Annotated in this window: 11 protein-coding genes and 1 riboswitch; of the genes, 2 read left to right on the forward strand and 9 right to left on the reverse strand. The window is 50.0% G+C overall.

Features of this window, described 5'->3' with window-relative positions:
• The first annotated feature begins 14 nt into the window (after positions 1-14).
• A complete protein-coding gene (locus tag ACYVUV_RS06690) occupies positions 15-683 on the forward strand; it encodes a hypothetical protein (protein WP_439775679.1) in 669 nt (222 codons plus the stop codon).
• Here ACYVUV_RS06690 and ACYVUV_RS06695 read toward each other — a convergent pair.
• The gene (locus tag ACYVUV_RS06695; protein ID WP_439775678.1) at positions 669-1574 is read right to left on the reverse strand and encodes a LysR family transcriptional regulator; all 906 of its coding nucleotides are present in this window, start codon (positions 1572-1574) and stop codon (positions 669-671) included. The genes ACYVUV_RS06690 and ACYVUV_RS06695 overlap by 15 nt on opposite strands.
• Positions 1575-1942: 368 nt before the next feature.
• On the opposite strand from ACYVUV_RS06695, the gene ACYVUV_RS06700 reads away from it, so the two are divergent.
• On the forward strand, positions 1943-2878 hold the full coding sequence (locus tag ACYVUV_RS06700) for a LysR substrate-binding domain-containing protein (protein WP_484499215.1): 936 nt from the start codon (positions 1943-1945) through the stop codon (positions 2876-2878).
• 80 nt (positions 2879-2958) lie between these two features.
• Here ACYVUV_RS06700 and ACYVUV_RS06705 read toward each other — a convergent pair whose 3' ends face one another.
• From ACYVUV_RS06705 to ACYVUV_RS06740, 8 genes are all read right to left on the reverse strand, one after another.
• Positions 2959-5835 carry a YfhO family protein gene (locus tag ACYVUV_RS06705; protein ID WP_484499216.1) on the reverse strand — a complete coding sequence of 959 codons (2877 nt, stop codon included), beginning with the start codon at positions 5833-5835 and terminating at the stop codon, positions 2959-2961.
• 128 nt (positions 5836-5963) lie between these two features.
• Complete coding sequence (locus ACYVUV_RS06710) at positions 5964-7217, reverse strand: tetratricopeptide repeat protein (protein WP_439776031.1); 1254 nt, start codon at positions 7215-7217, stop codon at positions 5964-5966.
• Positions 7218-7333: 116 nt separating this feature from the next.
• Positions 7334-7609 carry an HU family DNA-binding protein gene (locus ACYVUV_RS06715; RefSeq protein ID WP_002877566.1) on the reverse strand — a complete coding sequence of 92 codons (276 nt, stop codon included), beginning with the start codon at positions 7607-7609 and terminating at the stop codon, positions 7334-7336.
• Positions 7610-7812: 203 nt separating this feature from the next.
• Positions 7813-9120 (reverse strand): ribosome biogenesis GTPase Der, encoded by a 1308-nt coding sequence (gene der / locus ACYVUV_RS06720; protein ID WP_439776032.1) that lies wholly within the window; start codon positions 9118-9120, stop codon positions 7813-7815.
• 76 nt (positions 9121-9196) lie between these two features.
• On the reverse strand, positions 9197-10402 hold the full coding sequence (gene rpsA / locus ACYVUV_RS06725) for a 30S ribosomal protein S1 (RefSeq protein WP_439776033.1): 1206 nt from the start codon (positions 10400-10402) through the stop codon (positions 9197-9199).
• 88 nt (positions 10403-10490) lie between these two features.
• Entirely contained in the window at positions 10491-11168 is a 678-nt protein-coding gene (cmk, locus tag ACYVUV_RS06730) for a (d)CMP kinase (protein ID WP_439776034.1), read from the reverse strand.
• Between the two features lie 52 nt (positions 11169-11220).
• Entirely contained in the window at positions 11221-11616 is a 396-nt protein-coding gene (locus ACYVUV_RS06735) for a LysM peptidoglycan-binding domain-containing protein (protein WP_439776035.1), read from the reverse strand.
• Between the two features lie 109 nt (positions 11617-11725).
• Positions 11726-12430, reverse strand: coding sequence for an ECF transporter S component (locus ACYVUV_RS06740; RefSeq protein WP_439776036.1), 705 nt, complete (start codon positions 12428-12430; stop codon positions 11726-11728).
• Positions 12431-12510: 80 nt separating this feature from the next.
• Positions 12511-12626, reverse strand: a riboswitch (FMN riboswitch).
• Positions 12627-12646: the final 20 nt, after the last annotated feature.

Raw genomic sequence — 12646 nt, forward strand, 5'->3', positions numbered from 1 at the left:
AAAGAGGAAAAATAATGACCATCTCCCAATACTTTATCCTGGGCTGGATTGGCTGCGGGATCTTCATTCTCTTTGCCTTGATCTGGCTCTTTGGCCTCATCACCAGCCAGCCGCGCCTGCGCTTTGTCTGCGACTTCTTCATGGTCGGCGCCTTGTTCATCATGCTGATCGGCTTTGGCGCCCGGCACAAGCAAATCGTAATCCAGGAGAAAAGGCAGGCAGCCATCGCCCTTAAGCAAAAGAATTACCAGCAAACCGGGGAAAAGTTCCGGCAAAACAGCACTGGTATCGCCAAAAGCATTGATGAAGCTGCCTCCAGCGTAACTACTGCCTGGCAGGATGCCTTAAAGGCAAATCAGCAAAAGAAAAAGGGCAAGAGCAAGAAAAGTCCTGTCTCCCCGTCTAAAGCCGTCAGCCAGGCCTTTAAGGACGAAAAGAGCAAGCTGGCAAAGAGCAAGAAAAAACTGCTCAAGCAGGCCGACCTTCTGGCCTTGCTCAAGCAGTATCAGTATAAAAATGCCAAAGTCAAATATGCCAGCTACCAAGCTGTCCAAAAGACTGAACTGGCCTACTACAACGCCGTCGTCAGCATCAACGGCTTAACCCTGGCCCAATACAAAAAGCAGGTCAGCCGCGCCAAAGACAAGTATGACCAGGCCGCTAGTGAATTAAGCACGCGTTAAATCATGTCCTTGGCAAAATTCCACGATAAAAGTGGCCATCTTCTGGGCCACCTTCGGCTCTTGGGCCAAGTTTCGGCTGGCCAGGCTGATGGTATACGATGTATCTTCCGTCACTGGAACGGTGACCGCACCAGCCGCCTCATGATACTTGGACTTAGGCAAAAGGGCCACCCCTTCGCCAATGGTTACCAAGTCAACCAAGGTCCGCACGTCATCAGTTACGCTGCTGATTTGGGGATGAATGTCGTTTTTGGCAAAAACATCAGCGATAATCCCTGCTAAGGCGTGTTCTTCCCCAAAAGCCAGGTAGGGATAGTTCTCAATCTGCTTCAAGCTGACTGACTTCTGCTTGGCCAATTCATGGCCAGCCGGTAAAAGCAGCTCTAGCTTTCTGTGCATCATTGGCACTAAGTCAAAGCCGGCGATCTTTTCTCCTGGCCGGGTGGTAACAATTGCCAAGTCCAATTCCCCGCTTTGCAGCATGTCCAAAAGCTTACCGGTCACGTCTCGCTTCAAGTTGAAATCGACCCGGTATTCCGGATTGACCTGCCGGTATTCCTTGATCACATCTGTAATGAACTGGTGGGCAACGATTTCGGCGACCCCGATTGACAGCTTGCCGCTTTCGCCCAAAGCCATCTCGGCTAATTGCCGCCGGCCTTCCTTGATCTGCTGGACTCCGGCTTCACTGTACTCTTTGAAGACCTTGCCGTAGACGGTCAAGCGGATGTTGCGGCCTTCTCTTTCAAAAAGAGGGACGCCCAGTTCCTCTTCCAGTTTCTTGACCGCGTAGCTCAAGGTTGGCTGTGAGATCCCCAGTTTTTCCGCCGCCTGGGCCATATACTGGGTCTCAGCCAGCTCGTTGAAGTATTCCAAGTGTTGAAAGTTCATGTCTTTTTCCTCATCAATAAGTCTCAGCTCCTATTTTTGCGAAAATTTTAGTTTTTAGCAAGTTTTTAGCATTTTTTAAATGGATTTTTAGCAATTTTTGAACTTTTTCGCAAAAATTTCCTGCTAAAAACCGTCAACATAAGTTCGGAAATATATGATTTATAATTCCTATACCGCTTTCATTCCTCTTTCTTGAACGGAAAAGTCGCATTTAGCCAAAAAATCAGCGGTAATTATTTGAATTTCGCCGAATATTATGTCAAAATTGAGTAAGCATGATTGGCGTTGACTAATAGGAAAAAGGCGCTATAATAATCGTATTGTAAAATTAATTTTGTAAATTCATTCACTTAAAAGAGAGCATTAAGATGAAACAAGACGTACTTTACCAAATCTTGACAACTGCTGAAGACTGCCAGACGGTCAGCGATATCGCTAAGAAGCTTTTCCTTAGCCAGCCATACGTGAGCCAGGTTCTGAGCAAGGCAGAAAAGAAATACAATGTCGTTCTGCTGGAAAGAAGAACCCTGCCAATCGAACTGACCGAAGCCGGCCGGACCCTTTGCGACGGCTTGGCCAAGCTGCACAGCGACCAGATGAAGATCGAACAGGACCTTCGCCGCTTCACTGAAGAAGAACAGTCCTATATCAAGATTGGTTTCTCCCCAATCTGGGCCCCAGGCGAAAGCGGGAAGATTATCCCTGTTTTGCAGAAGCAATTTGAAACCACCCGCTTTGAACTGATCAAGACCTTCTCCATCAACTCAGCCAAGCGCTTGATCGACAACCGGATGGTTGACATTTACTTAGGTCCGCTTCTGCGGGGGGAAAACCTGAAGAACTTCTTCCTCTTCCAGCCGCGGATCTTCCTGATCATCCCTGAAACCAGCAAGCTTTACCAAGAAGGCAAGCGGGATGTTCCGTTCAGCCAGCAGCTTTTGATGGACCTCAGTGAGGAAAAGATGGTTTCCTTGAGCGATGACTCCGGCTTCCAAAAGACGGTTGACCACTTGCTTGAAGACCAGAACCTCTCTGTCAACAAGAGCATCAAGGTCAACGACTACGAAGTCGCCCTGCAGATGGCAGTCGGCGGTTTGGGCTGGACGGCAACTTTGGAATACATGCTGCCTGACCTGGACCCAGACCTCAAGTACAACCAGGTTGAACTGCCACGCACTTTGATCCAGTCTGACAACGGTTTGACCATCCACATGGATTCCAACGACCGGGCCAAGGAAGTTGCCCAGGTCATGACCAAGCTGATGAAGGAAGACTTGATTGCCCGTAAGCTGATCAAGGAATAAGAGCAGCAATTTTGGAAATAAACAGACAAAAAGACGAGCCAGCCGGCTCGCCTTTTTTATTGTCATTCAACTATTTCTAACTATGCTTCTTTTTTCATTTCTCTTTTCTTATTCTGCTCAGCCATTAATTCCTGCAGCCATTCTCTGTGACTGACCGCGGCATAGACTAAAATTGCTAAAGCCGTCAAAGTCGAAATTAAAAGCCCGCTTCTCAATCCCGGCGTCCGGTAGACCAGGCGGACCCGGTGCTTGCCAGCCGGCATCTCAAAGCCGACAAAGGCCGTATTGGTTTTGAGGACCTTGACAGCCTTGCCGTCTACCGTGGCTGTCCAGCCGCTTGAATACGGGATGGTCGAGGTAACGATACCGGCTTTCTTGCTGGTGAAGAGCCCAGTCAGCTGGTTCTGCGCGAGTTTCAGCTGCTTGACCCCCTGCTTTTGAATCTGGTGCACTTCTTTTGTGTATTCTTGATTCAAAGGAATTGCCACAACTTTGATCTTAAAGTGGTAGGTCCCCAGTTTTGACGGCTGGAAAGTCAGACTGCTTGGCAGGGTCTGATAAGTCCCCATGTTCATGACCGCGCTGTCGACCAGGCGGTAAAAAGAAGTCATGTCCTGGCTTCTCTGCACGATGGTCTCACTGGTCTTCTTCCCCGTCACCGTCAGCTTGTAGCTGGGATCTGGCGACCCGGCCAGAAGGTGGTAGCGCCAGTACTTGTAGCGGGTCGCCCGCTCGTTAAAGGTCTGGCCAGTCAAGTCTGCCTCCTGCTTGGCCTTCTTCAGCTCCAAATCCAGCTGCTGGCTTAAAGTAAAGGGCTGGTAGGAAATCTGGCTGATTTCGACATGGAGCTCGCTTTTGCCCAGTTTCGCCTTTTCTTTATCTGACAGATGCAGCTTCAGCTTGTAACTGACATCAGAGTCCGTATAAGTCAGTTTATTCTTGCTCAGCTTCTTGCCATTGGCAGCAAGCAGGCTAGCCTTGATAGTCTTGACCCCGATCAATTTAGCTGCTCTGAGGCCGGAGTCCTTGACCACCACTCCGCTGGCCAGAGCCCGCTCTTTTTGGCTCGCTGAGAGCTTTTGGTAGCGGCTGGGGCTAATTGCCTTATTGCTCAACCAAAGCAGCGGAAAGGCCTCTGTCGTCTTATACAGCTGGGCCTGGTAGACAGTCTCTTGATTTTGGTCCTTTTTCTCCTCACCAGAGGCAATCAGATCATAGGTCCCAGGCACCTTATTGCCATTTACTGAGTATTTTTGGTTAAAAATATAGCGGACGCCCAGGAAATTGTTCAAAATCGTCCGGTCATCCAGCTGGTGAAAGGGAATGTTGTTGTCATACTGCAGGTTGCCCAGGTCAGTTGAAAACTGGCCCAGGTACTGGTTCTGGATTGAATAGTAAGATGACACGTTGGCCAGGCCGCTGGTCAAGTCGTTAAAGAGCTTTTTCTGGCTGACAAACTGGTTGTTTGAGACAGTGTTGACCCGGTAAAAGCCGGCCGGCAAAAGCTGGTTCATGCCGCCGTAGCGGTTTTCAGCGATCTGCTCATACTCGCCCCTGGCCAGCATATTGCCCGCGAAGTTCCCGTTATAAGGCAAGGCCGCGTACAGGGCATTAAAGGCTAAATTAGCTGCTACAATAAGCAATAACGACCGCTTTAATGCCCGTCCTTCGTTGACCAGATAAACCGCTCCTAAACTAAGCAAGAGGAAAATAACTGGCAAGAAGAGCTTGTAGTCATTTTCCAAAAAGGACATGGCGACCAGATAAGCCAGGTAGATCCCGCTGACGGTGAAAATCAGCCGCATTTCCTTTTGGCTGACCGCCTGCTTGCTGACTGCCTTGACAAAGACCATTACGCTGAAGGCAAAAGGCAGGTATAAAAGCAGGGTCCAGCGGTTTGAAGCTGACATCCCCCCGTTAAAGACTGCCCCAACTGCCGGGATCAAGAGCATGACCGCCCCTAAGACAAGTGAAGCAGCAACCGTCTTATACTTGCGCCAATTGGCGAAAAGATAAACCAGAGCCGGCAAAATGATGCTGGCCAGGCCCAGGGCTGACCAGAACATCAACTTCCAGTTGTCCCCGTCAATCAGTTCCTTGGGCAAAAGCAAGTAATAGTAAGCCGGATAAAAGGTCAAGCCGTTGGCAAACTGCGACCCGGTCCTGGTGGAGTTGATTACTCCTAAAAGTTCCGGCAAAAGCAGACCGGCTGACAAAAGAACTGCTCCTGAACTGGCAAAAAAGAGCTTCTTAATCGTTGACCAAAAAGGAATCTTTTTCCAATAAGCCAGGCCCCAGCGCAAAAGCAGATAGATGATTGCCCCCAGGCCCAGAACAAAGGCCAGGTAATAGTTGCTGACCAGCATCCAAACAAAGACACCGAATAAAGGCCAGGCGCTTCCTCCCTGCAAGAGCCGCTCCAGCTGGACCACGATCAAGGGAAAAAGAATAAAGGTCGTGGTAAACATTGGCTGGGCCAGGGCCGCGTAAATCAGGTAGGCATTGACCATGTAGACCCCGCTGCCAATCAGTATTACGCCGTCTTTAAAGTCAAAATGGCGGGCAAAATAGACAAAGGCCAAGCCTACGCAGTAAAGGCGCAAAAGCAGGATCAGCTGGTAGGCAAAGACCAGGTGGCTGGTCGGAAACAAGAGGGCCAGGTAGGCAAAGATGTCCCCGATCGTATAGTAAGAAAAGACCGAGAACAGGTCACTGCCCAGGCCCATAGTCCAAGACCACTCGGCCGGTCCCTGGCTTAAATGGCGCAGGAAGCTGAGCACGTATTCCCGGTACTTGACCAGCAAGGGCAGGTGCTGGTTGGCCGCGTCTGTGTTCCAGATCAGGCTGTGGCCCGTGAGCAAGTAAGGGCCAAAAACACAGGCCGCCAAGAAAAGAAAGAAGACTGAGTACTTCCAGTAGACAGTCCGGTCACGCTTTTTGTTAAAGCTGAATTGCAAATGTCATACCTCCAAAATGTTCAATGGTCTGTCTTTTTATTTTACCGCTTTTCTCTCCTTACCGCTAAAAGGCTAGAAAATATTAAAAAAGAAAAATGACCAGCAATCCCTGGTCATTATCCAAAATTCTAATTTCTCAGCTGTTCGTAAAGTTCCTGCATTTCCTGGTCATCTGGCACAAGCTTCAAGTATTTTTCCAGAAGCTGCCGGGCCAGATCGCCTTGGGCGCTCTCCTGGGCAAAGGAAATCATCCCCCGCAAAAAGTCAGGACTGCCTTGCAGGCTCTGGTAGGCCAAAAGGTATTCCTGCAGGGCCTGGTCATATTTTTCCATTTCCTGGTAGGACCGGGCCATGTTCCAGTGGGCCTGGGGCTCCAGGTCGCTGTCAGCCAAGGAGGTAAACAAGACCAGGGAGTCTTCTGCCCGCCCCTGGGCCAGGTAGAGGTCGCTTAGGAGCAGCCGGAGGCTGGAATTATCCGGGTTGACCGAAAGCCCCCGCTTCAAGAGGTCTTCAGCATCCTCTGTCTTGCCTAATTTAGCGGCTGCCTGGGCCCCGATCTGGTAAAGCTCTTCATCCAGCTCATTGTAGCCCAGGCCCGTCTGAGCGGCAAAGAGGGCTTCTTCCGGGTTATCTTCTTCCTGGTAGGCCTTGGCCAGGAAAGGATAAGCGTTGACGTAGTCAGGACTTTGCTTGATGACATCGTCAAGGAAGGCAACCGCCTTGTCAAATTGGCCTGCTTCTTCCATGATCACCCCAGCCTGGTACTTGGCGTCGATATCCAGGAGGTCTTCCTTATGGTCATTGATAAAAGCTGCCGCTTCTTCATACCGGCCCAATTTGGCCAGGGTCTGGAAGACCCGCTGGTTGAGGTTGACTTCCCCAAACATGGTTTGTCTTTGCCGCAAGTCCTGGTAAAGAGGCAGGGCCTGGTCGTTTAAGTCGCTCATGTAGTCCAGTTCCGCCAAGCCAAAAGTAATGGCGTCTTCATCCGGAGCCAGCTTTCTTGCCTGCTCCATCTTGGCCCGGGCCGTTTCGATCAAGCCCTCACTTTGGTAGTAGTCAGCCTGGACCAGGAGGCTTTCCAGATAGGCATCTGAATCAGCCGGCACATTGTAAAGCAGGGTCAAACCGTCGTCCTCCGCCCCGTCATTGAGGAGGATTTCCGCCAGGTAGACCTTGAAGAGGTCTTCATCTGGAAATTCCGCGATCAAGCTGCGGTAGACTTCCTTGGCCAGATCGGTAAAGCCCAGGTCAGTCAAATTTTCCGCCAGAGACGCCAGAATCTCCGGATCATCGTTTTCCAGGGCCTGCTTTAGAAGGGCACGGCTCTCGCTGAAGCGGTGGCCTTGAATTGCGTCCAACAATTGTTCAGAATATGTCATCTTTGTCCTCACTTTCTGCTTACTATTGTACCGTAACTAGTCAGCTAAAAAAGTTTTTTTGCCCAAACAAAAAACGCCAGGAAAACCCGGCGTTTCTTTATTTTAAAGCGCGTCAATTACTTAACAGCGTCCTTAAGAGCCTTACCTGGCTTAAATGCAGGAACCTTGCTTGCTGGAATTTCGATTTCAGCACCGGTTTGTGGGTTGCGGCCCTTGCGAGCTGCACGGTCACGAACTTCGAAAGTGCCGAAGCCGATCAGTTGCACCTTTTCGCCCTTAGCCAAGTCTTCTTGGATAGCTTCGAAAACTGCGTCAACAGCTTCTGAAACGTCCTTCTTAGTCAACTTAGTCTTAGCAGCTACTTCTGAAACTAATTCTGCCTTATTTGCCATGTGGAATTCACCTCCTATAAATTAGACTCGCGTCTAATCACTTCATTTCTCTTGCAGAAATGAGGGACACTGAGCGCTTGCTGCATTCAATTAATTCCCTGTTCTCTAAAATATCACAAGAACGTTGTCCCTACAAGGCTTTTAGCCCGCGGCTTAGCACTTTTTCAAGAGAATGTCACAAATTGAAAAAGAAAAGCCGGGTCTTACTTCCGCTTGCGCGGCAAGATCTTGATCGGAGTCCCGGTGAAGTCGAAATTCTCCCGCAGCTGGTTGATCAAGAAGCGCTGGTAGGAGAAGTGCATCAGTTCCGGATCGTTGCAGAAAACGACGAAGGTCGGCGGATTGGTCTTGACCTGGGTCATGTAGTAGACCCGGAGCCGCTTGCCCTTGACCATTGGGGCAGGCACCAAACGGCTGGCTTCCAGCAGCAGGTCGTTTAAGACGCTGGACTGGATCCGCTGGTTCTTGTTCTCGTAGACTTCCTTAACCATCTTCGGCAATTGGTCGATGTTCTTGCCGGTCTTGGCTGAGACAAAGACAATTGGGGCATAGTCCAGGTAAGAGAATTCTTCCCTAATCACCGCTTCAAAGTCCTTGCCGGATGAAGAGTCCTTCTTTGGCAGGTCCCACTTGTTAACGGCGATAATCATCCCCAAGCCCGCTTCATGGGCGTAGCCGGCCACGTGCTTGTCCTGCTCTCTGATACCGGTGCTTGCGTCCAAAACCAGGATAGCCACATCTGAACGCTCCATAGCACTCATGGCCCGCATGACAGAGTACTTTTCAGTCTTTTCGTAGACCTTGCCCCGCCGTCTGATCCCGGCCGTGTCAACGACCCGGAACTTGGTCCCGTCCTTGACGAACGGCGTGTCGATGGCGTCACGGGTAGTCCCTTCTTCGTTGGCCACAATCACCCGTTCCTCGCCCAAGAGGCGGTTGACGATGGATGACTTGCCCACGTTTGGCCGGCCGATCACGCTGAAGGAGATAACCCCTTCTTCTGTCTTTTCGGCATCAGCTGGGAAGTTCTTGACTACTTCGTCCAAAAGGTCACCGATCCCGGTGCCGTGCGCTCCGGAAACAGGAATCGGGTCACCTAAGCCCAGACTGTAGAAGTCATAGATATCAGTCCGCTGCTCAGGGTTGTCGGCCTTGTTGACAGCCAAAAGAACTGGCTTGTCGGCCCGGTAGAGCAGGTGGGCAATCCGCTCATCCAGGCTGGTCACGCCCTGGCTGGCGTCAGCCAGCATGACGATAACGTCAGCCTCTTCAATGGCAATTTCTGCCTGGGCCCGGATTTCTTCGTCAATCGTGCTGTCTTCCCAGGTAATGCCTCCGGTATCGATAATGCTGAACTGGTGGCCCATCCAGCTGGCCCGGGCATAGTTCCGGTCCCGGGTCACGCCTGGCCGGTCTTCCACGATCGCCACCCGCTCATTGATGATCCGGTTGAACAGGGTTGACTTGCCTACGTTTGGTTGCCCTACGATGGCAACAATTGGTAATGGCATCTTTTCACCTCTTTTGCTTTCTATTGATTCTTGTCAAACAAAAAGACCGACCAGCGGTCGGTCTTTTTAGTGCTGATTAACGGTTCTTAAGTTGGTCACCGATCATGTCACCAAGTGAGAAGCCGTTGTCGTCGTTGTTCATGTACTTGCGAGCAACTGCGTCGTTGTTTGATGAACGACGTGCGCGAGGTCTGTCGTTTGATGAAGAAGCGTTCTCTGGATCAGCTTGCTTAATTGACAGGGAGATTCTTCTTTCACTTGGGTCAATGTTAAGAACCTTAACCTTGACCTTTTGACCTACAGTCAGGACATCGCTTGGCTTGTCAACGTGCTTGTTGGAAATTTCTGAAACGTGTACCAAGCCTTGGATGCCGTCAGCAACTTCAACAAAGGCACCGAAGTTGGTCAAAGACTTAACTTCGCCTTCGATTACATCGCCTTCGTTCAAGCTTGAAGTTGCTTGTTCGAATGGAGATGGTTCAGTTTGCTTGATTGACAGGGAGATACGGTGACGGTCATTGTCGATGCCAATAACCTTAACCTTAACATCTTGGCCAACCTTCAAGACGTCGCTTGGCTTGTCAACGTGCTTGTATGAAATTTCGGAGATGTGTACCAAACCGTCAACGCCGCCGATATCAACGAATGCACCAAAGTTGGTCAAACGTGATACCCGGCCTTCAACTACGTCGCCGACAACCAGTTGTGAAGCAACGTTTTCAAAGGCTTGTTCGCGTTCTTCTTCGATCAATTCCTTGTGGGAAAGGATCAGACGGTTCTTAGCCGGGTCGATTTCAGTAATCTTAACCTTGATGGTCTTGCCGATGTATGGCTTAAGGTCTGAAACGAAACGGTTTGAGATCAAGCTTGCTGGCAAGAAGCCGCGGGTGCCGACATCAACGAGCAAACCACCGCGAACTGATGAAGTAACCTTACCTTCGATAGTCTTGCCTTCTTCGAAGTCCTTTTGCAGCTTGTCGTAAGCTTCGCGTTCCTTAACGCGGGTTACTGAGAAGAAAAATTCACCGTTTTCCTTGTCACCGCCTGCACGACGAACTACGTAAGCCTTGAAGGTATCACCTGGCTTAACTTCGTCACGCAAGTTGACACTACGGTCGTTGGTGAAATCACGGCGAGTGATTACACCTTCAACGCCGGCGCCTTGAACACCAACGTTAATTTGGCCATCTTCAACGCTCAAAACGTTAACGTCAACGATGTCGCCCACCTTAACTTCTTGCATTTGAGCAAGAGCATCTAAAAATTGATTGTTTTCTGACATAAATACAAAATGCCTCCCTGTTTATTCGTTCTCTATTTTACCGAAAAATAGATGAATTTGCTACTATTTTACCAGACTTTTTTTGACTTTACTTGCTGGTATTTGTTTTTTTAGCAATTTCGGCCAAGATAGCGTCAACAACCTGGTCAATCGTTAAATTAGTTGAATCGATTTCGATTGCATCCGCTGCCTTCTTCAAAGGTGAAACTTCACGGTGGGAGTCAAGGTAGTCCCGCTTGGCAATGTCAGCTTCGATTTCTTCAACCGTCTGCTTGGCCTCAATCCCCTTCTGCTGCCAGTCCAAAAGCCGTCTTTCCGCTCTGGACCGGGCACTGGCAACTAAGAAGATTTTGACTTCAGCCTTAGGTAAGACCGTGGTCCCGATATCGCGGCCATCCATGATCACATTGGTTGACCCAGCGAGTTTTCTTTGCAGGTCAACCATCTTGCTTCTGACCCCTGGCAGGGCTGATACCTGGGAGACATTGGCCGTGATTTCCGGAGTCCGGATTTCCAAAGACACGTCTTCACCGGCTACCAGAACCTTCTGGCCCTTTTCACCTGGCTCTAAAACAATGCCATCTTCGTCGATCGCCTTTAAGATCCCGGCCTCATCCCCGTAATCCAGGCCGTGCTTGCGGGCAATAAAAGTACATGCCCGGTACATCGCACCCGTGTCAATATAAACGAATGACAGCTTATTGGCCACGATCTTGGCCACCGTGCTCTTACCTGCTGAAGCAGGTCCATCAATTGCTACTTGCATAACATCAAAATGAAGCGACTCACATCGCTTCAATCCTTTCCAATAAATTCAGCTATTTGGCTTGCTTGATCTTCAGTTTCTGACCAACCGCCAGGGTTGAGCTGGTATCAAGACCATTCTGCTCAGCCAGCTCTTCAGCGCTTATGCCGTACTTCTGGGCGATCGCGGCCCAACTGTCGCCAGACTTGACCACGTAAGTCTTGACCTCTGGAGTAGCCTTCTTCTTGCTGGACTGTTTGGCAGCCCGCTTGGGCTTGGTCTGCTCTTTCCTAGTTTGCGGGACGGCATAATCGCTGCTTTGACTGGTAACTAGCGGCAAAACCGCCAGGGCTATCATAACCACGATCAAGAGGGCCGTCCACCACGGCGCCTGCTTGTTCTTGCGCTCTTCTCTGACCGCTTGCTGGCGGGCCAGACGTGACAAGGGCTTTTGGGCATTTTGATCCATCTAGCTTCCCCCTTTAAGCTTTCATTCTACCATAAATCACCTGCCTAATCGAAAAGAAAAGACTTTCCCTAAGGAAAGCCTCATCAAAAGATTCACTTGTATTTTCAAATTAGTACTTGCTGGAAACGCTGAAGTGCTTGATCACGAATGGCTTGATGGTCTTTAAGACTGATTCAAAAAGGATGTAGACCACAACTGAGTTGATGGCCCCCTTGATCAAGTTGAATGGAACGATGATGCCCATAATGTAGCTGGACATGCTTGGAATGTGCAGCATCTTGCCCAGGTAAGTCTGTTCAGTAAAAGTAAGCAGCTGAGCGTAGTTCATGTGCATCCCCGCTGCCTGCGGCACTGAAGTGTAGGCGTAAACCGGAGTAAGCAGGAACTGGTTGGTCAAAGCCATGACCACCGTCAAAGACAAGACTCCTAAAAGCAGGCCCAAGGCTGGCAGCAGGTAACCCTTCAGGCTCTTTCTGTCCTCTTCCTTGACTGATCCAGCCAGGAAGTAAAATGGCAGGGCAAAGGCCATTGAGGCCAAAAAGGCAGCCAGTTCACCGACCAATGACGGCAGGGCAAAACCGGCAAAGATCAAGGACAAAAGGCACTTGATCGCGGCCACGGCCACCCCGCCGCCAATGCCGAAGATAAAGGTAGTGATGACCACGATGACGTCGGAGAAGTCCATCTTCAAAAAGCTGACGCCTGGCATAACCGGGAATTCAAACTTCATCACCACGAAGGCAATAGCCCCGATCATGGCATAAGCGAGCCAGTTGCTGACTGATTTAGCTGTCCGTTTGTTAGCAGCTTCCATATTAACATACCTCCATTAAAAAAGTCCGTTGCCTTGAAGAGCAACAGACCTTTCTTAGTAAGCATGCTTATTATTCCAGCGTCTGCCTTCTTCCATCTAGACTATAACTATCGGTAGCTTTACAGCATTCAACCATTTGCATGGCTCGCGGACTTGCACCGCCGGTCGGGATTTTCACCCTGCCCCGAAGACAACTTGTATTATTTAACTTTACAA

The organism is Lactobacillus sp. WILCCON 0149, assembly GCF_057197965.1.